Annotated in this window: 21 protein-coding genes, 3 tRNA genes, 1 pseudogene and 1 riboswitch; of the genes and pseudogenes, 18 read left to right on the forward strand and 7 right to left on the reverse strand. The window is 30.7% G+C overall.

Annotated features, from left to right (window positions below):
• Position 1 precedes the first annotated feature (1 nt).
• Entirely contained in the window at positions 2–3,925 is a 3,924-nt protein-coding gene (locus tag N5D90_RS13380) for a response regulator (protein WP_280062813.1), read from the reverse strand.
• Between the two features lie 145 nt (positions 3,926–4,070).
• Here N5D90_RS13380 and N5D90_RS13385 point away from each other — a divergent pair, with 145 nt between their 5' ends.
• The 4 genes from N5D90_RS13385 to cobC all read left to right on the forward strand — a co-directional run bounded on the left by N5D90_RS13385 (position 4,071) and on the right by cobC (position 7,280).
• Positions 4,071–4,715: a hypothetical protein gene (locus N5D90_RS13385; RefSeq protein ID WP_280062815.1), complete on the forward strand. Its 645-nt coding sequence runs from the start codon at positions 4,071–4,073 to the stop codon at positions 4,713–4,715.
• Positions 4,712–4,848: riboswitch (cobalamin riboswitch) on the forward strand. (Overlaps the previous gene by 4 nt.)
• Positions 4,849–4,945: 97 nt before the next feature.
• Positions 4,946–5,965: a nicotinate-nucleotide--dimethylbenzimidazole phosphoribosyltransferase gene (gene cobT / locus N5D90_RS13390; protein ID WP_280062817.1), complete on the forward strand. Its 1,020-nt coding sequence runs from the start codon at positions 4,946–4,948 to the stop codon at positions 5,963–5,965.
• Positions 5,959–6,735 (forward strand): adenosylcobinamide-GDP ribazoletransferase, encoded by a 777-nt coding sequence (locus N5D90_RS13395; protein ID WP_280062818.1) that lies wholly within the window; start codon positions 5,959–5,961, stop codon positions 6,733–6,735. Before cobT ends, N5D90_RS13395 begins: the two co-directional genes overlap by 7 nt.
• A complete protein-coding gene (gene cobC / locus N5D90_RS13400) occupies positions 6,720–7,280 on the forward strand; it encodes an alpha-ribazole phosphatase (protein WP_280062819.1) in 561 nt (186 codons plus the stop codon). Before N5D90_RS13395 ends, cobC begins: the two co-directional genes overlap by 16 nt.
• Position 7,281: 1 nt before the next feature.
• On the opposite strand, the gene N5D90_RS13405 is transcribed toward cobC, so the two are convergent.
• Both N5D90_RS13405 and N5D90_RS13410 read right to left on the reverse strand, forming a co-directional pair.
• The gene (locus N5D90_RS13405; protein WP_280062820.1) at positions 7,282–7,998 is read right to left on the reverse strand and encodes a DUF2071 domain-containing protein; all 717 of its coding nucleotides are present in this window, start codon (positions 7,996–7,998) and stop codon (positions 7,282–7,284) included.
• Positions 7,995–8,327, reverse strand: a complete 333-nt coding sequence (locus tag N5D90_RS13410) for a hypothetical protein (RefSeq protein WP_280062821.1) — start codon at positions 8,325–8,327, stop codon at positions 7,995–7,997. Before N5D90_RS13410 ends, N5D90_RS13405 begins: the two co-directional genes overlap by 4 nt.
• Before the next feature lie 144 nt (positions 8,328–8,471).
• Between N5D90_RS13410 and N5D90_RS13415 the strand changes: the two genes are divergently transcribed.
• The 3 genes from N5D90_RS13415 to N5D90_RS13425 all read left to right on the forward strand — a co-directional run bounded on the left by N5D90_RS13415 (position 8,472) and on the right by N5D90_RS13425 (position 8,759).
• A tRNA-Gly gene (locus N5D90_RS13415) sits at positions 8,472–8,544 on the forward strand.
• Between the two features lie 32 nt (positions 8,545–8,576).
• A tRNA-Leu gene (locus N5D90_RS13420) sits at positions 8,577–8,660 on the forward strand.
• 26 nt (positions 8,661–8,686) lie between these two features.
• Positions 8,687–8,759 (forward strand) — tRNA-Gly (locus N5D90_RS13425).
• Positions 8,760–8,879: 120 nt separating this feature from the next.
• On the opposite strand, the gene N5D90_RS13430 is transcribed toward N5D90_RS13425, so the two are convergent.
• Positions 8,880–9,191, reverse strand: coding sequence for a DUF3817 domain-containing protein (locus tag N5D90_RS13430; protein WP_115001665.1), 312 nt, complete (start codon positions 9,189–9,191; stop codon positions 8,880–8,882).
• Positions 9,192–9,299: 108 nt separating this feature from the next.
• On the opposite strand from N5D90_RS13430, the gene N5D90_RS13435 reads away from it, so the two are divergent.
• The 8 genes from N5D90_RS13435 to N5D90_RS13470 all read left to right on the forward strand — a co-directional run bounded on the left by N5D90_RS13435 (position 9,300) and on the right by N5D90_RS13470 (position 19,002).
• Complete coding sequence (locus N5D90_RS13435) at positions 9,300–10,928, forward strand: hypothetical protein (RefSeq protein WP_280062822.1); 1,629 nt, start codon at positions 9,300–9,302, stop codon at positions 10,926–10,928.
• Between the two features lie 38 nt (positions 10,929–10,966).
• Complete coding sequence (locus N5D90_RS13440) at positions 10,967–11,461, forward strand: hypothetical protein (protein WP_280062823.1); 495 nt, start codon at positions 10,967–10,969, stop codon at positions 11,459–11,461.
• Between the two features lie 562 nt (positions 11,462–12,023).
• A complete protein-coding gene (locus N5D90_RS13445; RefSeq protein WP_280062824.1) occupies positions 12,024–13,217 on the forward strand; it encodes an aminopeptidase C in 1,194 nt (397 codons plus the stop codon).
• 112 nt (positions 13,218–13,329) lie between these two features.
• Positions 13,330–14,940, forward strand: a complete 1,611-nt coding sequence (locus tag N5D90_RS13450) for an NAD(P)/FAD-dependent oxidoreductase (protein WP_280062825.1) — start codon at positions 13,330–13,332, stop codon at positions 14,938–14,940.
• A 27-nt stretch (positions 14,941–14,967) separates the two neighbouring features.
• The gene (locus N5D90_RS13455; protein WP_280062826.1) at positions 14,968–15,174 is read left to right on the forward strand and encodes a hypothetical protein; all 207 of its coding nucleotides are present in this window, start codon (positions 14,968–14,970) and stop codon (positions 15,172–15,174) included.
• Positions 15,174–15,641 (forward strand): hypothetical protein, encoded by a 468-nt coding sequence (locus N5D90_RS13460; protein ID WP_280062827.1) that lies wholly within the window; start codon positions 15,174–15,176, stop codon positions 15,639–15,641. The genes N5D90_RS13455 and N5D90_RS13460 overlap by 1 nt, the downstream gene beginning before the upstream one ends.
• Complete coding sequence (crcB, locus tag N5D90_RS13465; protein ID WP_280062828.1) at positions 15,641–16,018, forward strand: fluoride efflux transporter CrcB; 378 nt, start codon at positions 15,641–15,643, stop codon at positions 16,016–16,018. The genes N5D90_RS13460 and crcB overlap by 1 nt, the downstream gene beginning before the upstream one ends.
• A 71-nt stretch (positions 16,019–16,089) precedes the next feature.
• Positions 16,090–19,002 (forward strand): pitrilysin family protein, encoded by a 2,913-nt coding sequence (locus N5D90_RS13470; RefSeq protein WP_038333002.1) that lies wholly within the window; start codon positions 16,090–16,092, stop codon positions 19,000–19,002.
• A gap of 90 nt (positions 19,003–19,092) precedes the next feature.
• On the opposite strand, the gene N5D90_RS13475 is transcribed toward N5D90_RS13470, so the two are convergent.
• The 3 genes from N5D90_RS13475 to N5D90_RS13485 all read right to left on the reverse strand — a co-directional run bounded on the left by N5D90_RS13475 (position 19,093) and on the right by N5D90_RS13485 (position 21,920).
• Positions 19,093–20,292 (reverse strand): helix-hairpin-helix domain-containing protein, encoded by a 1,200-nt coding sequence (locus tag N5D90_RS13475; RefSeq protein WP_280062829.1) that lies wholly within the window; start codon positions 20,290–20,292, stop codon positions 19,093–19,095.
• Positions 20,293–20,426: 134 nt separating this feature from the next.
• Positions 20,427–20,648 carry a PspC family transcriptional regulator gene (locus tag N5D90_RS13480; protein WP_038332996.1) on the reverse strand — a complete coding sequence of 74 codons (222 nt, stop codon included), beginning with the start codon at positions 20,646–20,648 and terminating at the stop codon, positions 20,427–20,429.
• Positions 20,649–21,920, reverse strand: a complete 1,272-nt coding sequence (locus N5D90_RS13485; protein ID WP_280062830.1) for a DUF2851 family protein — start codon at positions 21,918–21,920, stop codon at positions 20,649–20,651.
• 105 nt (positions 21,921–22,025) lie between these two features.
• Between N5D90_RS13485 and N5D90_RS13490 the strand changes: the two genes are divergently transcribed.
• The 3 genes and pseudogenes from N5D90_RS13490 (at position 22,026) to N5D90_RS13500 (ending at position 23,940) form a co-directional block, all read left to right on the forward strand.
• Positions 22,026–22,655, forward strand: a complete 630-nt coding sequence (locus N5D90_RS13490; RefSeq protein ID WP_280062831.1) for a TetR/AcrR family transcriptional regulator — start codon at positions 22,026–22,028, stop codon at positions 22,653–22,655.
• Positions 22,645–23,304 (forward strand): annotated as a pseudogene (locus N5D90_RS13495) (TolC family protein); the annotation flags it as partial. The gene N5D90_RS13490 and the pseudogene N5D90_RS13495, both read left to right, overlap by 11 nt.
• A gap of 54 nt (positions 23,305–23,358) precedes the next feature.
• Positions 23,359–23,940 (forward strand): TolC family protein, encoded by a 582-nt coding sequence (locus N5D90_RS13500; RefSeq protein WP_257468003.1) that lies wholly within the window; start codon positions 23,359–23,361, stop codon positions 23,938–23,940.
• Position 23,941: the final 1 nt, after the last annotated feature.

The following is a 23,941-nucleotide window of genomic DNA, read 5'->3' on the forward strand; positions in this document are numbered from 1 at the left end:
TTTAAATATTATTTAAATAGTTAATAACTAATTCTATTTCGGTTTTCACTTTAATAATCAGCTGGTTTTCTTGTAGGTAATTGATTGAAGTTGATTTTTCTATTTGTTCGGTTAAATCAGCCAAAATTGTAAGTCCAGCGGTTTTTGCTGTTCCTTTTACTTTATGACCTAATTGATTTAATCCTTCTAAATTTTGTTTGTTGGAATAAGTTTCAAATTCTAGTATAGATTTTTCTAACTCATTAATAATTATTTCTATAAATGTTTTTCTAAACGATTCGTCTTCTTTCGTATAATTATTTATCATCGAAAGATCAAGGTGATTTCCAAAATCATTGGTTTCAATCTTTTCATATTGAGAAAAGTCTAACCATTTTTCTAGGACATCAAAAATATCTTTTTCTCGAATTGGTTTTGCTAAGAAATCATTCAATCCAGCATCAAGACATTTTTCTTTTTCGCCTTTTACATTTCCCGCTGTCACTGCTATAATCGGAGTTTCTTGAAAATTGTTTAATAAACGAATAACCTTAGTTGCTTCAATACCATTCATTTCTGGCATTTGAATATCCATCAAGATTAAATCGACTTTATTTTCTTGACAAATCGACACTGCTTCCACACCATTTGCAGCTGTATATAAAATAGAATTTGGCGCAATATTTTTTATAATCTGCTGATTTAAAGTCATATTAACTAAATTATCATCAGCAATTAAAATGTGAAATTGTTTCGAAAAATCTTGTGAAATTTCTTCTTGATTTTCAATTTCTATAGTTTGAATTTCTTTCGAATCAATAATCGTTTTACGCAGCGTTTCAAACAATTCTTCAGACTTAATTGGTTTCAATAAACGAGAAGTTATTCCCAATTCTTTTGCTTTCTGAATTAGATATTCATCCTCAGAAGAACTATGCAATAATACTAAAGGAGTTTTTGTGTTCTTTGTTATAAAATACTCTTTTATTTTCTGAATTGTTTCTAAACCATTCAAAACTGGCATGTGATAATCCATCAAAATAACATCGTAAACATCGCCATTCAAAACTTTCTGAAGCGCTTCCATTCCATTGTTCGCAATATCAGATGTTATATTTTTGAACTTCAACATATGTTGCAAAATCATTTGATTACTTTGATTATCATCTACAATCAACACATGATTTATTTCGTCCAAATGATCAAATTGTTGCTCAATATTATATTCGTAATCAACTTCTAAATCAAAGAAAAATGTAGAACCTTTATCTATTTCGCTTTGCAATTCTAGATGACTTCCGAAATAATTTAATAATTTATTCGAAATTGTTAAACCTAAACCTGTTCCTCCGAAACGCTTACTAACAGTACTATCCTCTTGTGTAAACGCATCAAAAATCTTGGCTTGTTTTTCTGGTTTTATACCAATTCCTGTATCACGAACAGAGAATCTCAGTTTTGCTTTTTCTCCTTTCACAATTGGTTCAACTGGACTAATTTTTAGTTCTATTTCTCCACTATCCGTAAATTTCACAGCGTTTCCAAGTAGATTAATTAACACTTGTTTCAATCGAGCTTCATCAATCCAAATAAATTGAGGTAAATTATTATCTATATTCAACAACAATTCAATTTTTTTGTTTTCGGCTTGATAAAGAATCACATTGATTACTTGATTTCCTAATTCGAACAGATTATTTTTTTCTATCGAAACATCCATTCTACCCGATTCAATTTTAGAGAAATCTAAAATGTCATTTATTATTGACAATAATGAATTTGCAGAATCATTAATAAAATTCAAATATTGTTTTTGAGTTGGATTAAGCGGAGTTTTCAACAATAAATCAGAGAAACCAATCACACCATTTAACGGCGTCCGAATCTCGTGACTCATATTGGCTAAAAACTCAGACTTTGCTTTACTAGCGATATCGGCGTTCTTTTTTGCTTTTTTAAGTTCTCTATTTTTCTTGACAGATTCTGTTATATTTTGCGAAAACATAATCAAACCGCCAATTTGTTTTTTATTGATATACCACGGATGAATCGCCCACGAATAGTGTTGATCCGTGTCATATTTTGGCGTGCGATAAATGGTATCTTCATTCGAATAATTTTGACCTTGCAAACAAGCCTCATAAATCGCTTTTCTTTCAGCAGGAACATCGTACATTTCGTAATGAGATTTTCCAATCACATTTTTCTTTTTTATCGCAAATTCATCACTCCATTGATTACTCAAAGTCAGATAATTCATTTCACTATCAAACATTGCAACAGAAGCAGGTACGTGATTAATAAACGTTTCGAAAATAGCTTTTTGTCTTGTCAACTCTAACGTATAACGTTTTCTCTCATTAATATCCTGAAAAATTCCAAAAACGCTAACACATTCTCCATTTACAAATTCTGGAATTCCTTTGCATCTTACCCAAATTGTTTTTCCTTTTTGCGTAACAATCTGTAACTCCATATCATATTCGATTCCTTTTTCTATCGCATCTTTAAAGGCTTTCTTTATTTTTGGATAACTACTTTTAGCTTCATAAAAATTGAGTGCAGTTTCTACATTTGGTTCATAATCTGGTTCAACTTCATGGATTTTTTTCGTTATATCAGCCCAAATTAATTTTTGCTTCACTAAATCATATTTCCAACCTCCAACATTCGCAACTTCGTACGTATGATCTAGCAACTGACGAACACGATTAAGATCTCTTTCCAACAAAGTCCTTTGTGTCATATCCACAGCAGTACTCATTACAACAGGATTTCCTTCGTTATCTTTGTCCAAAATATTACTGTATAACCAATATGTTAACGAACCATCTTTCTTAATCAAACTCATCAAACCAGAATCTTGCTTTTTATTCAAAATCGTCTCTATATAGGTTTGATATTCTTTTTGATTAGATTTTGGAATTATTTTTTTCAGATTCAAATCTTTTGCCTCATTTTCTGAATAGCCCATAGATTCTAATCCTGTCTTATTTATCGACAATATATTTCCATCCAAATCATGAATTGTCATTAAACCAAGCGAAGAATTGAAGAAATTTCTAAACTTACGTTCGCTATTTTCTAATTCTACTTTTTTCGAATTTTCAAGCGTAATATCTCGACCAAAGAAAAAGATTTCGTTATCAATTTTTAAGTTAGATTTTGTATACCATTCCACTAACTTCTCTTCTTGAGATTCAGGAGAACACATCAAACATTTAAAATTGATTGAATCTGTATTATTTTTAAGATTTGATAAATAGGTATTGACTTTCGTTTTATCTTTTTCCGAAACAAAATCTAAAAAGTTTTCTGCAATAATTGCCTTTTCATCTTTTATTCCTAAAACCTCTTTAAAAGAAGGATTTATAGATTTTAGAACACCATTAATATCGGCAACTCCAATAAGATTATTAGATATTTTATAGATATTTTGAAAATAAGAAGCGTCTTTTTTTCGCTTTTTACTAACCAATAATTTAGTAATATTTTTCCCAAGTTGAATCAATAGATTACATTGTTTTTCGTCCAACGTTCTTGGATAATGGTCGTTTACACATAATGTTCCCAACGCATTTCCATTATCATCAATCAACGGAACACCAGCATAGAACTGAATATTTGCGGCTTTTACACCAGCAATATTTTTTGCAGGTTCAAATTTCGTCACATCATCAATCACCAAAATTTCATTTTCTACCAAAGAAAATTGACATATCGTTTGTTGACGCGGAACAATATCTACCTCGATTCCACAATTTGCTTTAATCACTTGATAGTTTTCATCAAAAACAGAAACTAACGCAATTGGCGCATTACAAATCAAACTCGCAGCATTTGCAAAAACTTCTAATTCTTCGTCTTTATCATGCGCTTGTAAATTATAATCGTAAACCGCTTGCAATCTTTGCTTTTCGTTCGTTGGGATGGGATAATTTTCCATTTAAATAATAGCTATTTTAAAGGAAAGTAGAGGTGGTTAAAGATATTACATAAATCCAAATATTCGAAATCAATTATTTCTAAAAATCAAACCAACCTTTTTATTCATAAAATCATCTCTATTATAAATCTAAACTTTAAAAAATATGAAAATCACAATTCCAACCCCATGCAAAGAAAAATTACGAGATGATAATTTTTGTACGAAATGTCAACATAAAATCACTGACTTTTCTAACTTCACAAATGACGAAATTTCAAATGAATTTCAGAAAAAAAACGTTCATTGTGGTATTTTTCATCCAAGTCAATTAGGTCAAAATCTTTTCAAGAAAACGATTTCTAATGTTATGATTTTTTCTGCTTTAGGATTAATGAGTACTTCATCAAAAGCTCAAAAACATAATACAGCTTGTCATGATAATCCTTTACCTATCAATAATTCTATAGAAAATGAATCGATTGAATTTAAAATAATTGTTACTAAAAGTTCTAACACAAGAATTCAAGAGTTTTCTACTTTCCGATTATTGATTAATGGTGAATTGATAGAACAAACTTTAAAAGTTGGTGAAGAATACACTATAAAATGTGATATCCAAAAAGGTTTACCAATTGATATTCGATTAGCTTCAAACGAAAAAAACATAGAAATTAATAAAAATTACACAAGCAAAAATCTACCAAAAAAATTAAAATTGAATGTAGCAGATTTCGTAGCGGAAGAAATTATTATGGGAGATATTGAAATAGAACCAAGAATACAAGGAATAATTGCTATTAAAGAATAGTTTTTTGCTTTTATGATTATTTTCTTACCTTGCTAACACAAAAGGGAATCGAGTGCAAATCTCGAGCTGTCGCGCAACTGTAAGTAGAGAAAAACTATAAGCCAGACCACTTTTTAGATGATGCTTTCGCGATTGAAGCTCAATCAAAACTACATGTATTTTATTATTTGTTGAATTGATTGCACTTGATTTCGAAAGCATTTTTTTATTAAAATTTAGTTTAGTATAAAATGCAAAAAGAAGAAATTCAACACATTATTGATCTTAAAACAAAACCGCTAGGAGCCTTAGGTTTATTAGAAAAAACCGCACTTAAAATTGGTTTGGTTCAACAAAAAAAACAGTTAGAATTAATCAATCCACATCTAATTGTTTTCGCAAGCGATCATGGAATTGCGCAATCTGGTGTTAGTGCGTATCCTGCGGAAGTTACACCTCAAATGGTTTTTAATTTCCTAAATAATGGAGCGGCGATTAATGTTTTTTGTAATCAAAATGAGATTGATTTAACCATTGTTGATGCTGGTGTAAATTATCATTTCGAGGATTATTCGGTTTTGAAAAATTGTAAAGTAGCCAAATCAACCAAAAATTTCTTGTACGAACCTGCCATGACCTTAGATCAATTGGAACAATGTTTTGATTATTCGAAGACAATTGTGAACGAAATCGCCCAAAATGGGACTAATATTATTGGTTTTGGCGAAATGGGAATTGGGAACACTTCTTCTGCGTCGATGCTTGTACATTATTTGACCGATTTGCCTTTGGAGCAGTGTGTGGGACGCGGAACAGGATTGAATGATGAACAATTACAAAATAAAATCAATATTCTAAATGAAGCGAAGAATACACATGGGAAAATTAATGATCCAAAACAAATTTTAGCGACTTTTGGAGGTTTTGAAGTTGCGCAAATGACAGCTGCAATGTTATCTGCTTATGAACACAATATGTTGTTGATGATTGATGGATACATTGCTTCGGCAGCGATTTTGGTTGCGTCTAAATTAAAACCAGAAATTCTAAATAATGCTATTTTTTGTCATCAAAGTGACGAATCTGGACATCAATATTTATTGAATTATTTCAACGAAGAACCAATTCTGAACATCAATTTGCGTGTTGGCGAAGGAACAGGTTGTGCGTTGGCTTATCCAATTATAAAAAGTGCAGTGAATTTCTACAATGATATGGCAAGTTTCGAATCTGCAGGCGTGAGTAACAAAGAAACTGAAGTGGAATGCTAAAAAAAGAAATCACTTATTTTTTAACCGCATTGATGTTTTTTACACGAATTCCGATTCCGTTCAAAATTCCATATAGCAACGAAATTATGAATCAATCACAAAAATATTACGCGGCGATTGGTTTATTAGTTGGCGCTTTTAACGCGTTGATTTATACAATTTGTCAATTTATTTTACCAATTGATATCGCTATTATTATCACAATGATTGCAAGTGTTTTGCTGACTGGCGCCTTTCACGAAGATGGTTTTACCGATGTTTGCGATAGTTTTGGAGGCGGTTATGGCAAAGAAAAAATCTTGACAATTATGAAAGATAGCCGAATTGGAGCTTATGGTGTAATTGGCGTTATCTTATTGTTGTTATTGAAATTTACATCATTGGTTCATATTGCAGAAAATAATTTTTGGTTGATGATTTTTACTTTAATTTCAGCACATTCGGTTAGTCGTTTTTTTTCTGGAATGATGATTTATACCCACGAATATGTGACAGATATCGACAAAAGTAAATCGAAACCTATGGCAAATAAAGCACTTCCGATAAAAAATCTTGTTATAAATTTTCTTTTCTGTCTTGTGCCTTTTATTGTTTTTGGCGAATGGAAATTCTTGTTGATTTTACCACTTTGTTACCTAGGAAAAGTTTATTTGGGCTGGTATTTCAAGAAATATATTGGTGGATATACGGGCGATTGCTTGGGAACAGTGCAACAAGTTACCGAAGTTTTGTTTTATCTTGGCGTTTTAATTCTATGCAAGTTTCTGTAATTCGACATACAAAAGTTAATGTTCCTTCATCGGTTTGTTACGGACAAACTGATGTGGAATTAGCTGATACTTTTCATCAAGAAGTGGTACAAATTCATACTAAAATTGAAAACGACTTTGAAGTTTTTTTTTCAAGTCCATTGAGCCGTTGTCAACGATTGGCAGAAACTTTCTCGAATGAAATTATTTTTGATGATCGATTAAAAGAATTCAATTTTGGAGATTGGGAAATGAAATCGTGGAACGAAATTCCTTCGGAAGAAATAGAACCTTGGTACGTCGATTTTGTCGAAATTAAAACGCCAAATGGCGAATCGATGCAAGAAATGTCAGAACGACTTTTTAATTTCATGAACGAATTACGAAATACTCAATACGAAAAAGTGTTGATTGTTGCACATGGTGGAATTATTCGTTTGATGTGGTGTTATTTGTTACAAATTCCAATCAAAAATGCATTCAAAATTCCTGTAAATTATGGAGAAATATTTCAGTTTAATTTAGGAAAAACGAATGAAGAAGATTTTATTTTAAGGAAAGAATAGATTACAAACATTTTATCTTTTCTAACGATTTCCATTCATGCTCAATATTGGTCATCAGAATTGCATTATCAAACAGAACAGAACCTTTTGGGAAAATCGTTTCATCTTCAAAAAAGCTTGATTTTACATGTGAAACTTCCAAAGGTTCTACTTCCCAATTATAGGTTTCGAGTTTTAAACCTTCAAAATTATTTCCATTTGGAGAATAACCGACAGAACCATTCTCGAAGAATTTTGACACTTCATCCAACGTTTCGAAAATCGAATTAGAATTAAATTCTACAGTTTTTTTAGCATCAATTTCAATTCGTGTATCATCAGAACTCGTAAAATCTAAATGATAATTATCGTTTTCTTCTATAACATTAAACTTCGCAAAATAATGTTTGCCAGGAAAAACTCGACCACCAACAAGCGCATTCAATTTTAGCGAAGTATCTCTCCTCGGAATATATACACCTTCTTTTGTCTCCCCATTTTCCTCCCACTCAACCGCAATTCGATGCGCAGCATTTTCAGAATTCACTCCTATAAAATCAGGCAAACCTTTTGGTTTTATATCTTTCAATCGAATCAAACAAATTCCAGCAATTGCTTTCCCTTTGTATAATTTTGGACGAAAAGGTTGAGGCAAAATCTTCTCAATATAGTGCGGTTCTACACAAAAATTGATTAACATTCTGCGTTCTATAATACCATGAATTGTAGGGATTTTCATAACTCTATTTTATTATTTTCAATAAATTCATTAATAATTGATTTGAAATTTCGTGTGACATCAAGCTCTAAAATATCTTTTACTGACATCAAGCTTTCTACTTTCCAAGCGTTATTTATAGAATTATATGAATCTAACTTAGAAACTAAATTTTGATAAAAAATATCGTCTCCAATTTCCATTTCAACTTTATTTATAAATTCATTTATTGTAATTGATTCTTCGGGCCAATCATTTTCTGCATCAAAAAGTTTAATTGCAATCGTAAAATCTACTTTCGACTTGAAATAATTTCTTTCAATTAGTATTAATAACTCATCAAATGTCATTCAAATTATATTTTTCCCTAATTTCTCAAAAAAAAATCAACAAGTCAAATATTTCAAAATTAATTTATTAGAAAAAAGTTGTAAAATTTATTCGAAAAACACTTGCAAAAGTAATATTAATGACCTTATATTTGCACTCACAACGCGGGAATAGCTCAATTGGTAGAGCGTCAGCCTTCCAAGCTGAATGTTGCGAGTTCGAGTCTCGTTTCCCGCTCTTTGAAATATTAAATTCAAAAATCAAATTTTGCCTTGGTGGTGGAATTGGTAGACACGCAGGACTTAAAATCCTGTGTCCATTAGGACGTGCGGGTTCAAGTCCCGCCTGAGGTACTTTTTAATTTGATTTGAAAATTTACGCGGGAATAGCTCAATTGGTAGAGCGTCAGCCTTCCAAGCTGAATGTTGCGAGTTCGAGTCTCGTTTCCCGCTCTGTAAAAGCCGAAGATTAATCTTCGGCTTTTTTTATTTAGAAAAATATTAATTCCAAAACATAAAAAAAACCTTAAACAATAACGTTTAAGGTTTTTACTTTTTTATTTAATCGTTGTCTTATTTCGCTTCTTCAGACAACATTTGTTTGTATTTTTTGCCTTCGATTAATCTTTTTTCGGCCCAAATTGTTCCTCCAGGAATAACTGCTGCAACAAAAAAGATCATAAAAATTTTCCAAGACCAATTGTATTTTTCCTTCAATAAATAAACCAATATAATATAAGCTATAAACAATCCTCCGTGTACACGTCCTGCGTGCGTTACCCAAGTCGGATCTTCCCAAATATATTTCATTGGCATTGCGATAAAAAACAAAACTATCGCAGAAATAGCTTCTAAATATCCAGTAATTTTAAATAATTTCAACATTCATCTTAAATTTGAAGTCAAAAATAATTTTTAATTTTCAAATGAACACTAATAGATATCAGTAAAACAAATACTTAACATCTATTTTACACGTTATTATAAGCAACAATGCGATTTTTAGGCTACATATTCTTCTTTTTTATCCAAACTATTTTTCTTTTTGGACAAGAAAAAACATATCATTTTTTACGTTATAATGATGATACAAAATCGTATACAAAAGATTTTGAGAGCAAAAATCTTGATTCTTCTTTAGATTCGCTTCAAAAAACGGGTTATTATACGTTGACGATTGATTCTATAAAAAATGAAAAAGTTTATCTAAACAAAGGAAAATTGTACCAAACAATTTGGGTAAAAAACAATGAATTGTTCGAAAATAAAAATAATTATTTCCCAACGAATAATTTAGATTCTATTCTAAATAAAATCGCCACAATCAACACTAATCAAGGTTATCCGTTTGCGCAAATAAAACTTATTCCAAATGGTTTTGAACAAAATGAACAGAAAATTGAATTGGTTTTAGACAAAGGAAATCAAAGAAAAATTGATGGTGTAAAATTGGTTGGTTACGAAAAATTATCCAAAGGTTATTTGCGTCATGGACTTAATATAAAAACGGGCGAAGTATACAATGAACAGAAGTTGGCAACGATTTCGACATTAATGCAACAAACCAATTATATTGCAGAAGCGCAATTGCCACAAACTTTATTTAAGCCCGATTCTACGATTTTATATTTGTATCCTCGCAAAATGAATTCAAATTATTTTGATGGTGTTTTAGGTTTTGGAACCGATGATAACGGCGATTTTAGATTAAACGGAAATGTTCAACTTTCGTTAAATAATGTGTTCAATAGTTTGGAAGAAATCAGGTTAAATTGGATTGGAACAGCGAATAAAAATACGTCGTTGAATATTGGTGTTAAAGTTCCTTATTTATTCAAATCTGCGATTGGTTCGGAAACGAATTTCAAGCTTTTCAAGCAAGATTCTGTTTTTGTAAATTTAGATTTTTCGGAGCGTTTATTTTATCAACTCAACCTCAACTCGAATATTGGTGTGAGCGGAATTATACAATCGTCTAACTTTTTGTTGGAAGATGATTCTTATCTAAAATCGAGCTACGACGATTATTCTAAAATTGGTTTTGGTTTGAATTATCACTATTTCCTGAAACATCATTTTCGTTTGATGGAAGGAAAATCGATGTTGAATATTGCGGTAAATTCGATTCGTAAAAAGGAAAAGAATTTTTCGTGGACAGAAGATTTGGAAAATAAAACCGTCAATCAAGTTGAAGTTGGTCTAAAAACGTTTCGTTTATTCGAATTATCCAAAAAGCATTTCTTAAAAGCTGGTGCAGAGTTTAGAGGTTTACTCACGAAAGACGATGATTTTTCCGAAAACGAATTGTACAGAATAGGTGGTTTCGGGAGTTTTAGAGGTTTTAACGAAGAAAGTATTACCGCAAATATGTACGGATTTTTGAGTGCAGATTATCGTTTTGTTCCAAGCGAAGCTTTTTATATTGGGCTTTTCGCCGATTATGGTTTTATTGATAACAAACGCGCAAATCTGAACACTTCTTTATTAAGTTTGGGAACTGGAATTTCTTTTTTAACGAAGATGGGAATTTTCAATTTGAGTTATGCAGTTGGTAAAACAGACGAAACTTCATTCGATTTCAAGGAATCTAAAATCCATTTTGGGATATTAAGTCAGTTTTAAAAAAATTATTTTACTTTAGTTTTTATAAACATTGTATAATGAAATATTTATCGCTACTATTTTTACTCTTTAGTTCAACTTTATTTTGTCAAAAAGATGATATTATAAACTTAAATGAAGTCAATATTCAGAATAAAACAAAATACATTTTATTAAAATCTTATTTTAGAAGTTGGATAGTCAAAAATGATAGTTTAACAGATTTTGTAGATGGAGAAGCTTATTATCTTTATCCAAAGGAAGAATTTAAAGATAAATTAAAAGTAAAAAGGTATGTTTTACAATACAGAAACTTTTATAATCCTGAGATAAAAAGTAATAATAAAAAAACGCAAGTATCTATAATGAATGATTATTATGGATTTTGGAATATTCCTAGTTATAATCGTCATGAAAAATATAAAAAAGTAGAAATTTCTAAAGATAATTTTGATATTTATAACAGTAGAGATTCTATAATTGGTAAATATTATCAAGGAATTGAGAATGATAGTATAAATTTTGTTTTAAATTTTTCTCGTAAAAAAATATAAAAATATCATTAAGTAATTTAGGAAAATGGGATAAAAAAGGAATTCCTCAATCTTTCACTTTAATCCAAAATGAAGATTTATTTGGAAGTAAAAAAGAGATTGTAACAGAAATTTTTCTAACAAAAGAACTCCTTTCTGATTTTGATAATCGAAGAAAAAAATACAATTCAATCAACTTTAATACTTCAAATTATTATAATAATTATTGGGAAAATTATCTAATTGAATATCCTTTACCTTTAAATATCGTTAATAAATTCAATTTATTAATTGAACAAAATCCTTAATCTTAAAGGTTACTTTTAATCAACTTAAATCTACATTTATCTCAATCATATCTGTTTGCGATGTCCGTCAAGAAGATTTAATTACAAACATGTCTGTTTTACCTTTCCCGAGGAATCGGTTGATCACAAACAAGTATGTTTTAGCTTACCAAATGTATTGTGAGAATGAATACTAAGAAGTTTTATTAAAAAAACTTTAAATTTTTATAGGTTTATTGTTAACATTTTCGTGAAATTAGCTACTTATAAAATACTCACACAAAATAAATTTAAAAATGCGTAAAATTTTTTATCCAGTTTTAGCTTCAGCTTTATTTTTAGCTTCAGCTCAATTGGCGTCTGCACAAGACAATTTAGTTAATTCTTTGAACAAAAACGTTAGTGAAAATAGTAAAGAAGCTTTCAAATTTACTGATGTTATCAATTTAGCTAAAACTCCAGTAGAAAACCAAGGTTCATCAGGAACTTGTTGGTCATATTCAGGAAATTCTTTCTTCGAATCAGAAATGTTAAGAATGGGAAAACAACCTATTCAATTGTCTCCAATTTTCAATGCAAGAAACACATATGTTGAGAAAGGAAAACAATATGTTCGCATGCACGGTGCAACAACTTTAGGTGACGGTGGTTCTTTCTATGATGTTTTGAATACAATCAAAAAATACGGAGCAGTTCCAGAATCTGTTTACACAGGTTTAAATTACGGAACAAAAACAAATCAATTTGGTGAAATGGCTGCAATTCAAGAAGGAGTTTTGAAAGCGGTTGTTGCAAATCCAAACGGGAAATTAACACCAAACTGGGAGAAAGCTTATACAGCTGTTTTGGATAGCTATTTAGGAGAATATCCAAAAGAGTTCACATACAACGGAAAAAAATACACACCACGTACATTTGCTGATCAAGTAGTAGGAATTAATCCAAACGATTATGTTGCGATTACATCTTTCAAAGATCACGACTATTACAAACCGTTTGTATTAGCGATTCCTGATAACTGGGCGTACGAATCTTTCTACAATGTTCCGATGATAGAGATGACTGATAACATTGATTATGCGTTGAAAAACGGATTTACAGTTGCTTGGGCAACAGACGTTTCTGAAAAAGGATTTAGCTGGAAAAATGGTGTAGCGTATGTACCGGAAGTTGATTTTGCAGATATGAATGCGCAACAAAAAGCAGATATGTTCAAAGGTCCAAAACCAGAAAAAGTAATTACAGAAGACATGCGTCAAGCAGCTTTTGATGATTACCAAACGACTGATGATCACGGAATGCACATTGTTGGTATTGCAAAAGATCAAAACGGTAAAGATTACTACATCGTGAAAAACTCTTGGGGTTTAACTAACGATTACGAAGGATATCTTTATGTAACAAAAGCTTTTGTTCAGTACAAAACAACAAATATTTTAGTTCATAAAAACGGTGTTCAAAAACAAACGTTGAAAAAATTAGGAATTTAATTTCTGATACAATCATAATAAAAGCATTTCTTCGGAAATGCTTTTTTTGTTTAAAAACGAATATTTCAAATGGTTTGATGTACTTTTGCAGTCTAATTTTTAGTCAATAAATATGCCTCAAAATGTAACGATACGCATATCTCCTACAGAAGCTGCAAATGAGAAACTTCTGAAACAACGTTTAGCATCTGCTGTTAAAACAAAACCGGAGAATATCAATGCTTACCAAATTATTCGTCGCTCATTAGATGCGCGAAGCCGAAATATTATTTCCCAATTACAAGTCAATGTTTTTGTAAATGAAGAATTTTCTGATGCTTTCGAGTTTCATCCAAATCTTCAAAATGTAGAAAACAAACACGAAGTTTATATTGCTGGTGCTGGTCCTGCTGGATTATTTGCTGCGTTAGAATTAATAGAACAAGGTTTGAAACCAATTATCATCGAGCGTGGTAAAAATGTTCGTGATCGTCGTCGAGATTTGGCAGCGATGAACAAAGAAGGAAAAGTAAATCCTGAATCTAACTATTGTTATGGCGAAGGTGGTGCTGGGACTTATTCGGACGGAAAATTATATACACGTTCTACAAAACGTGGAAATATCCTGAAATCCTTGCAATGGTTTGTCCATTTCGGTGCAACGGAGCGTATTTTACAAGAAGCGCATCCGCATATCGGAACCAATAAATTGCCTGGAATTATCGCTAACATGCGTGAAGCGATTATTGAATGTGGTGGTGAAGTTTGGTTTGATACAAAATTGACAGATATTATCATCGAGAATAATCAAATCAAAGGAATTGAAATCAATCATGATAAAAAGATAAAAACTTCTTCTTTGATCTTAGCAACGGGACATTCAGCTCGTGATATTTTTAGAATGTTAGATGAAAAAAATGTTTTAATTGAAGCAAAACCTTTTGCATTGGGTGTTCGTGTAGAACATCACCAAAGTTTGATTGATTCTGCTCAATATCATTGCCCAATTGGAGCGGAACGAAACGAGTTTCTTCCTCCTGCCTCATATTCATTAGTTTCGCAAGAAGCTGGTCGCGGCGTTTTCTCTTTTTGTATGTGTCCTGGTGGAATTATCGCGCCTGCATCTACAGACGAAGGAGAATTAGTGGTAAATGGTTGGTCTCCTTCCAAACGTGACGGATTTTTTGCAAACTCAGGAATGGTTGTAACAGTTGATGAAAAAGATTTTGCTAAATATGGTTTTACTGGACCTTTGGCTGGAATGAAGTTTCAACAAATGGTCGAGCAAAAAGCATGGCAAGTTGGTGGAGGAAAATTAAAAGCACCTGCACAACGAATGACTGATTTTGTTTCAGGAAAATTATCTAATTCATTGAATGATTGCTCGTATTTACCAGGTTTAACATCAGGTTTATTGAGCGAAGTTTTACCAAAAGAAGTTCATCAATCTTTGAAATTAGGTTTTCAAACATTTGGTAAAAAAATGAATGGTTACTATACCGAAAATGCGAATATTGTGGCAACAGAATCCAGAACTTCTTCACCTGTTCGTATTCCGAGAAATGAAGAAACTTTAGAACATACGCAAGTTGCTGGTTTATTTCCTTGCGCTGAAGGTGCTGGTTACGCAGGTGGAATTATTTCTGCCGCAATGGACGGAGCAAAAGTTGCGATTGCTGTGAAGAATTTTATCAAAAATAGTTTTATATTTAATACTCAAAATAAAATACGGATGTCAAGCTGAACTTGTTCCAGCTTCGCATCTTTAGAAATGATGAACTTAGGAAAAATAAATAATTTCAAATTTTTATTGATCTCAGTAGTACTGATTTTGATTGGTTATTCAATCAACTTAATCGGTTGGAACATTGGAACAATTACAATTGTTTATTTTGGATTAGGTTTATTCTTTTTAGGAATTATTTCATTCATCATTTTACTATTTTTAGCTTTGATTAAAATTGTTAATAGAATTTAATGAATCTCTTAAAATCTATACTATTAATTTTTATTTCTTCTATAAGTTTTGCTCAAGTAAAAGTTTTAGAAGATTATATTTCTATTGAAAATAATTCATCTGAAGTTTCAAATAAGATTATTTCAAATGAAGATTTTTTAAGAATTTTAATTGATGAATACTATAAACTAACATTTGAAGAAGATTTAATCGATAATGAATTGATAAATTATCAAATTGTAAAAAATGAATTTGATTTCAATAATATTAATCTAAGAAAAAATATCAATCATAAATTTTCTTTTAAATCTAAGAAAAGCAATAAATACAGATATTCAAATCCACTTATTTCAAAAAATAAAAATTATGCTATCATTTACGAACTTGATAATCCAAATGGATTAAGCGGAGGTGGAAATTTAATCTTATTAAAACTTGAAAATGATAAGTGGAAAAAAATTGGAATTTTATATAGTTGGATAGCATAATGAATCTTTTAAAATCTATACTATTTGTTGGTTTAGGTGGCGCTTTTGGTAGTGTTGCAAGATTTTTAATTTCGTACGGAATCGGAAAATATTATTCGCAACCTTTTCCATTTGCTACGTTTTTGACAAATGTTATCGGTTGTTTTTTGATTGGCGCTTTATATGGATATTCAATCAAAAATGGTTTAGGAAATACCTATTTCAATTTTTTACTGATAACAGGATTTTGCGGAGGTTTCACTACATTTTCAAGTTTTTCGTATGAAAATTTCAACTTAATTCAACAACAAAATTACATCACACCAATTATTTATATTTTTTCGAGTGTACTTATTGGGTTAATCTTTACAATGATTGGTTTTAGATTAACGAAATAACTCTATATCGAAAATAGTTTTCTCTTATTCGTTTTAATGTATTACTTTTAAGCAACTTAAAAAATTAATACATGAGGAAATCTATTTTGATCTGCGGAATCATTTTTGGTTCTGTATTTACTCACGCACAATTAAAAACAGTGAAAAAAACTGACAACAAAGGATATACCTACGAAATGGTTGAAAATGATCCTTCGAATACAAGAATTTATACGCTTAAAAATGGTTTGAAAATCTATTTGGCTCAATTGAAAGATGAACCAAGAATTCAAACTCATATTGCTGTAAAAACAGGTTCTAACAACGATCCAGAAGACAATACTGGTTTGGCTCACTACTTAGAACACATGGTTTTTAAAGGAACTTCTAAAATCGGAACTCAAAATTGGGCTGTTGAAAAACCTTTAATCAAACAAATTTCAGATTTATACGAACAACACAAAGCAGAAAAAGATCCTGCAAAAAAAGTTGAGATTTATAAAAAAATTGATCAAGTTTCGCAAGAAGCATCCAAATATGCTGTGGCAAACGAATACGATAAATTAATTTCGTCTTTGGGAGCATCAGGAACTAATGCACATACATCTTTAGAGGAAACAATTTACCATAATAATATTCCGAATAACGAATTAGAAAAATGGTTAAAAGTAGAATCTGAGCGTTTTGGAGAATTAACTTTACGTCTTTTCCATACAGAGTTAGAAGCTGTTTACGAAGAATTTAATCGTGCACAAGACAACGACGGACGTTTGGTTTTCTACAAAATGATGCAGACATTATTTCCTAAATCGCATTACGGAACACAAACTACAATTGGAACTTCAGAACACTTGAAAAATCCATCAATGGTTGCCATTCATAATTATTTCGATAAATATTATGTAGCGAGCAATATGGCTGTGATGTTGATTGGTGATTTCGATTTTGATACGGCTGTTCCAATGATTGACAAATATTTCGGAAATTATGCTACAAAACCTGCTCCACAGCAATATGTAGCAAAAGAAGAACCGATAAAATCTATTGTAACAAGCGAAGTTTTTAGTCCATCTTCGGAGCGCGTTCAATTTGCTTATCGTTTCAATGGCGCAAATAGCGACGATGCAAAATATGTAACATTAATCGATTATATCTTAAGCAATTCTACAGCTGGATTAATTGATTTAAATATCAATCAACAACAAAAAGCTTTAGGAGCTGGAAGTGGCGCGTCATTTTTCCGTGATTTGGGAATGCATTCTTTTTCGGGAACGCCAAAACAAGGTCAGAGTTTAGAAGAAGTTCGTGATTTAATTTTAGGTCAGATAGAAAATATCAAACAAGGAAAATTTGAAGATTGGATGATTGATGCTGTTGTAAATGATTTGAAAAAATCACGTTTACAATCGTGGGAAAATTCTCGTGCATTGGCAGCTAGCTTATATACTGCGTATATCAACGAAACGCCTTGGTCGAATGTGGTAAGTGAATACGACGATTTGTCTAAAATCACGAAACAACAATTGATGGATTTTGCGAAGAAAAATTACAATAATAATTATGTAATTGTTTACAAACGTCAGGGTGAGAACAAAGATTTGGTTCGTGTTTCGAATCCTGGAATTACGCCAATTCAATTGAATCGTGATGCTGAATCTCAATTCTACAAAGATTTCCAAAAAATTGAAACGAAAGATATTCAACCAGTTTTTGTTGATTTCAAAAAAGAATTGAACGAAAGTAAAGTTAAAAATACAGCGTTTACATCAATCAAAAATAATACAAATGACCTAAGTTCTGTGTACTATATCTTGGATATGGGCTCTGATCACAACAAAAAATTAGGTTTAGCAATCAATTATTTAAACTATTTAGGAACGTCTAAATATTCTCCAGAAGCGTTGAAAAAAGAGTTCTATAAATTAGGAGTTTCATACAATGTAAATTCTGGAACAGACAGAAGTTTTGTTTATTTGACAGGTTTACAAAAGAATTTACCAGAAGGAATCAAGTTATTTGAACATTTATTGAATGATGCTGTTGCGAATCAACAATCGTATCAAGAATATGTAAAAACAATCTTGAAGTCGAGAGAAAATTCAAAGAAAAATAAAAACGCAATTGCGGTTGCACTTAATAATTATGCGCAATACGGAGAAAATAATCGTTTCAGAGATATTATTTCTGAAAAAGAATTGAATGCAATTAATCCGACTGAATTAACGCAATTAATTAAAAATGTATTGAATTACAAGCATCAAATTTTCTATTATGGAAATGATGAAGCTGCAACGAAAAAAGCGTTAGAACAATATCACAATTTCGGAAAAGGATTGGATTATCCAGCGAAAAAAGATTTTCCACAACCTGTTACAGACGGAAAAGTTTATTTTGCTCCTTACGACATGGTGCAAGCGGAAATTAATTTCGTGGCGAGAGATAACAAATTTGACAAAAACTTATTGACTTCTTCTGGAATTTTCAATGAATATTTTGGTGGAGGATTATCATCTATTGTTTTCCAAGAAATTCGTGAGTCAAAATCTTTGGCTTATTCTGCTCGTGCAAATTATGCAAATGCAGGTAAAAAAGATTTATACAACTACGTAAGAGCGAATATTGGTACGCAAGCAAATAAATTGCCACAAGCGGTTGCAGCGATGAGCGAATTGATGAATAATATGCCAAAAGCACCAAATCAATTTGAAAATTCGAAACAAGCTGCTTTAAAACAAATTGCAACAAAACGTTACACAAAATCTAATATTTTCTTCTATTGGTTGTCGTTACAAGATCGCGGTTTATCGTATGATATCAACAAAGATATTTATGCGCAAACATCAACTTTGACATTAGATCAGTTGAATGATTTCTTTAACAAACATATCAAAGGACAGAAATACAATGTAGGTTTAATAGGAAATAAAACAAACTTAGATTGGCCTTCTGTAGAGAAATTAGGACAAGTAAAAGAATTGACTTTAGAAGATTTATTCAATTATTAATCGGCTAAAATCATATCAATCAATAAACGCGTTTAGGAAATCCTATAACGCGTTTATCTTTTTAAAAACTAACCTATGAATGAATAATAATCATTCAAACACCAAATAGGGCTCAATTTCTTTAAACTTTTCTTCACTTATCCCGTAACATCTTTTCAACGTTTTTGCATCTTTAAAACTACCTCCTAACGAACGTTTAAAATTAAGAATCGTATTCGCTTGTTTCTCTGTAAAACCACGTTTCATCCAATCCTCATGACTCAAATTATTTGGATTAAACTTCTCTTTAATTTCTATTTTCTCAACTACTTTTTCCTCTGTTTTTGGTTGCTCAACTTTTGGCTGTTCAGCTTTGTAAACTACATTTTCAGGTAAATCAATATAAGGTTCCATTTCCGCATATTTTTCGTCCGAAATCATATAACATTTTTTCAATTGTTCTTTCGATTTAAATTGTCCACCCAAAATATTTTTATATTTCAGAATTGAAGTCGCTTGTTTAGACGAAAAACCTATTTTTTGCCAATCATTTTCAGAAAAATTATTTGGATTAAATTTTACATATTCAATCTTTTTACCACTTTGTTTTTTCTCATTTTTTTCATCTTCCTTCGATTTTTCTGGTAACAAAATGTACGTTTTCATCTCCGCATATTTCACATCATCAATCACAAAACATTTCCTCAATTGCTCTTTCGACGTAAACTTTCCTCCAACAATCTGTTTATATTTCATGATTACTTCTGCCTGTTTTGGAGAAAAACCAAGTTTTTCCCAACCTTGTTGTGGCAAATCATTTGGATTGAAATTTTTATAAACGATTTTAGTTTTTGGTGATGAATAATCTATAAAACTCGATTTAGATTGTTCTGGTAAAAGAACAAAAGGAGCTAATTCCTTGTACTTTTCTTCATCGATAACATAGCATTTCTTAAGCTGTTCTTTCGATGTAAATTCTCCACCAACAATTCCTTTATATTTCAAAATAACTTCGGCTTGACGTTCCGAAAATCCTAAATTCATCCAATCTTCTAAAGACAAATCATTTGGATTAAAAGGTTTGATTGAATCTTTTATTTGCTTTTTTGAAGTTGAATTAAATGGATAATTCTTCGGAGTTGTTTGATAATTTGCAAGCAAGGCTTTATCCGATTCTGTTAACTGATATGTTTCTTTTTCAACTGAAATATGTTGAAAAATTTCAAATAACAAAATCAGAACAAATAATAAATACAAGCCAAATCGTTGCGATTTATTCAGGTAAAAAGTAGATTTTTTTAAATATTTCATCTTGGTTGAAAAAGAGGTGAAAATAAAATCCTTATCACACACTCACCGTATCGAAAAACGATATAACCATCAAATATTTAACAAGTTATGAAGTATAAAATTAATAATAGGTTTTAAGTATTTGTAAATATTTTTTACAAATCAAAAACAGATTTTCGTTTGATGACAAAACAATCTTTTACCCAAAAAAAGAATAACATAATAAAATAACCAACAAATGTTAAACCAAAAGTAGCGAAGGTTAAATAGATGAAAATCAAACGTAATTTTGCAACACGAATTCCCAATTTATCAGCAAATCGCGAAATCACATTGAACCATTCTGTTTCGGTAAAATTCCTTATTTGATCTTTCATTTAACGTAAAATTTGTTGTCCGATAGCGCAATTTAAACATTTTTTTTCGGAGCAATATCTTTTTTTGAGCTGAATTAATTGTTGCGAATCTTTTGCCGATTTATTTTCGAAACCAATTCGTTCAAATTCATCTAAAATCGAGTTATTTTCTGCTTCCATTTCATTCAATAAATCCAAATAAAAATCAATTTCCACCTCATCTTTTTGTCGCTCGAATGCATAACGAATCGGAATAATAGAATTGATGAGCAAATTATTTATTTTATCTTTTGAAAGATTTTTAAGCTGAAATTTCGATTCATTTTTGAATGTATAATGCGTTTCCCAAAAAGAATTTAATTCCAACTTCTCGAAGATTTTATAAAATCCTTTCAAATTTTGGGGCTGAATAATTTCCGAAAACAAACTTTGATAATTCACATAAATAGAAGCCAATTGCGCTAAACGAATCGTTGGAAAACCAATTGGTCGCATTTTCGAAAATCGAAACAAACTATTTTCAATTGGTTGTAATTGATATTTATTTTTCAGAAATTGATATTCGTTTTTTAATTGTTTAAAATAATTATTTTCATAATTTTCTTCTAAAAATCCAGCTTGTCCAAAAAACAAAGCTTCAACTTTTTGGGCATTAAATTGTATTTTTTGCAAAACTTTGAACGGAAAAGAATTTGACCAAATCTCAAAACTTTCTACATTCACTTTCAAGCCAAAATTCTTTGCCAAACTTCTGAACAATGTTTCTTCCCAATTCGAATTATTGTGTTCTAAAATTTGTACAATATCATTTGTTTTCTCTTCGAAACGTTCAATTAAAATTCGTTCAAACCAAAAAGAAAATTGTTTCAAATCAATTGAATTTAAAAACTCTTTGCAATAAATTTTATCCAATTTAGAATTGATGATATTTTGATAATTAAAAACAATTTCCGGTTTTACAAAATCTTGTAAAATCAAAGTTTGCACATTACGTTGACGCAAAATATCAACTTCGCAATCGTGATTCCAAACGACATGTAAAATCACATTTTGATACGATAAATCATTTGAATGTTGATGAAAATTCCAATCCGAAGAATTGACATGCATTTCGACACTTCCAATCCACAATTTATCGCCAATGATGATTTCTGCTTCCAAAAAATCTGGCCCAGCATGATGGTTTAACTTTCCAACTTTCACAATTTCAATGAAATCTCCATGAAAAGTTTGTAAGCTTTGATGTGAAAATTGATTCAATTTCCAAATATGATGTAGAAAAATTTCTTTCATAGACAAAAGTTAATCAATGAATTATAAAAAATCATTAAAATAAATACTTATTTTTTTTAAATTAATTAAACGTTTGTTTAACTTGGCACGTTCAATTTTTATAAGATGAAATTAAGTGAGAAGCAAATAGAAATTTTGGGCGCGGCTGAACGAGTTTTTGGAAGACGAGGAATTGATGCTGCAAGTGTTCGAGAAATTGCAAAAGAAGCAAACATTAACATTGCGATGATTAGCTATTATTTTGGATCAAAAGATAAATTGGTCGAGAATTTATTTAGTTGGCGTATCACAACTTTCAATGAATCATTGGCCTCAATTTCACAAAATTCTACACTTTCTCCATTTGAAAAGTTACAGTCAATCCTAAAAGCTTATTTGAATAGAATTTTGGATAAACCTGAATTTCATCGAATTATGGCAAGAGAATATTCGAAAAGAGATTCAATTTTAGAAATTGATTGTAAAGTCAATGACTTAAAAACAAAAAATTTAGAATATATCACAAATATTATTAGTGAAGGATATTCTGAAGGCGTTTTTAAAAGAAAAGCTCCTGCCGAAGCTGTTGTAATGGTAGTTATTGGTGGAACATCTTATTTGATTTTGAACGAAAAAACATATATGAAACAATGGGGATTATCTTCTCATGAAGAGTTTACAGAACATATTCACGAAGAATATTACCCTTATTTAATAGATTCTTTAAAAGCAATTTTACTATACGATGAAAAATAAAATTTTCTTACCGATTTGTTTAGTTGTTGCTACTTTCGCTCATGCGCAGGAAACCAACGTTTCTTTGCAGGAAGTTATTCAACAAAGTTTGCAGAACAACAAATCTGTGAAAGTTGCCGAAGCTGCTAAAAATACAAGTGAGTATAAAGTACAAAGCGCGAAAAACAATCGTTTACCAGACATTTCGTTGAGTGGACAATACATGCATTTGTTTACGACAACAAATGTAGACATCAAACTTCCGATGCAATCTTCTGGTGGAGGAATGGGAGTTGAACCGAGCCAATTATTATTAGGACAAGCAAGTGCTTCTGTCCCTGTTTTTGCTGGATTTAAAATTAAAAATGCAATCAAAAGCAGTGAATTGATGGTTGATTTATCAAACTTTTAAATCGAAGCAACAAAAGAAAATGTGGTTTGGCAAGCTATTAATTTATATTTTGGATTGTACAAAACGCAACGTTCTATCGATGTTTTGAATGAAAACTTAGTGAGAGCAAATCAACGTGTGAAAGATTTTCAAAACTTTTTGGATAACGGAATCATCGCGAGAAATGATTTGTTGAGAGCAAAATTACAAGCATCGAATGTGCAAGTTGCAATTGATGAAGCCGAAACGCAATACAAAAACATTAATTACCGATTGAATTTATTGACTGGACAAGACGAAAGTAAAATCGTTCATGTTGATAATGTAGAAACCTTGAAAACCATCAATCAAAATTCTCAAGATTACGTCAATCGTACAGATATTAAATCATATGATGTAAAAAATCAGATTGCTGATAGTCAAATCAAAATTGCGAAAGCAGCTTATTACCCTCAATTAGCGGTTTCAGCTGGATATATTGCGATGGATATTGATAAAGTTGCTTCGGTTACAAATGCAACAAATGTTGGTGTCGGATTGAAATATGATTTATCTTCTTTGTATAAAAATAAAGCAGAAGTTGAAATTGCAAAAGCTCAGAAATTAGAAAATGAGATGCAAAAAGAAACGACAATTGATAAAGCTAAAGTTGAAATGAACGAAGCTTTTCAAAAGTATGATTTAGCAAAAAAGAAAAATAATGTTTACAAAGAAGCTGTAGAACAAGCGAACGAAAACTACAGAATTGTAAAAGATAAAAATGACAACGGATTGGCTGATACAGACGATTTATTAGAAGCGGATGTACAACAATTGCAAGCAAAAATCAATCAAGTTGTCGGAGATGCTGACGAACAATTAGCGATCTACGAATATTACTATACTACAGGAATTTTATTAGAAAACGTACAATAAC

The sequence above is a fragment of the Empedobacter sp. GD03797 genome (genome assembly GCF_029842105.1).
GTDB lineage: Bacteria > Bacteroidota > Bacteroidia > Flavobacteriales > Weeksellaceae > Empedobacter > Empedobacter falsenii_C.

What these genes read in the sequence shown, in the direction of transcription:
- N5D90_RS13380 (WP_280062813.1), bottom strand. Translation starts at nt 3,925, where the DNA reads ATGGAAAATTATCCCATCCCAACGAACGAAAAGCAAAGATTGCAAGCG.
- N5D90_RS13385 (WP_280062815.1), top strand. Translation starts at nt 4,071, where the DNA reads ATGAAAATCACAATTCCAACCCCATGCAAAGAAAAATTACGAGATGAT.
- cobT (WP_280062817.1), top strand. Translation starts at nt 4,946, where the DNA reads ATGCAAAAAGAAGAAATTCAACACATTATTGATCTTAAAACAAAACCG.
- N5D90_RS13395 (WP_280062818.1), top strand. Translation starts at nt 5,959, where the DNA reads ATGCTAAAAAAAGAAATCACTTATTTTTTAACCGCATTGATGTTTTTT.
- cobC (WP_280062819.1), top strand. Translation starts at nt 6,720, where the DNA reads ATGCAAGTTTCTGTAATTCGACATACAAAAGTTAATGTTCCTTCATCG.
- N5D90_RS13405 (WP_280062820.1), bottom strand. Translation starts at nt 7,998, where the DNA reads ATGAAAATCCCTACAATTCATGGTATTATAGAACGCAGAATGTTAATC.
- N5D90_RS13410 (WP_280062821.1), bottom strand. Translation starts at nt 8,327, where the DNA reads ATGACATTTGATGAGTTATTAATACTAATTGAAAGAAATTATTTCAAG.
- N5D90_RS13430 (WP_115001665.1), bottom strand. Translation starts at nt 9,191, where the DNA reads ATGTTGAAATTATTTAAAATTACTGGATATTTAGAAGCTATTTCTGCG.
- N5D90_RS13435 (WP_280062822.1), top strand. Translation starts at nt 9,300, where the DNA reads ATGCGATTTTTAGGCTACATATTCTTCTTTTTTATCCAAACTATTTTT.
- N5D90_RS13440 (WP_280062823.1), top strand. Translation starts at nt 10,967, where the DNA reads ATGAAATATTTATCGCTACTATTTTTACTCTTTAGTTCAACTTTATTT.
- N5D90_RS13445 (WP_280062824.1), top strand. Translation starts at nt 12,024, where the DNA reads ATGCGTAAAATTTTTTATCCAGTTTTAGCTTCAGCTTTATTTTTAGCT.
- N5D90_RS13450 (WP_280062825.1), top strand. Translation starts at nt 13,330, where the DNA reads ATGCCTCAAAATGTAACGATACGCATATCTCCTACAGAAGCTGCAAAT.
- N5D90_RS13455 (WP_280062826.1), top strand. Translation starts at nt 14,968, where the DNA reads ATGATGAACTTAGGAAAAATAAATAATTTCAAATTTTTATTGATCTCA.
- N5D90_RS13460 (WP_280062827.1), top strand. Translation starts at nt 15,174, where the DNA reads ATGAATCTCTTAAAATCTATACTATTAATTTTTATTTCTTCTATAAGT.
- crcB (WP_280062828.1), top strand. Translation starts at nt 15,641, where the DNA reads ATGAATCTTTTAAAATCTATACTATTTGTTGGTTTAGGTGGCGCTTTT.
- N5D90_RS13470 (WP_038333002.1), top strand. Translation starts at nt 16,090, where the DNA reads ATGAGGAAATCTATTTTGATCTGCGGAATCATTTTTGGTTCTGTATTT.
- N5D90_RS13475 (WP_280062829.1), bottom strand. Translation starts at nt 20,292, where the DNA reads ATGAAATATTTAAAAAAATCTACTTTTTACCTGAATAAATCGCAACGA.
- N5D90_RS13480 (WP_038332996.1), bottom strand. Translation starts at nt 20,648, where the DNA reads ATGAAAGATCAAATAAGGAATTTTACCGAAACAGAATGGTTCAATGTG.
- N5D90_RS13485 (WP_280062830.1), bottom strand. Translation starts at nt 21,920, where the DNA reads ATGAAAGAAATTTTTCTACATCATATTTGGAAATTGAATCAATTTTCA.
- N5D90_RS13490 (WP_280062831.1), top strand. Translation starts at nt 22,026, where the DNA reads ATGAAATTAAGTGAGAAGCAAATAGAAATTTTGGGCGCGGCTGAACGA.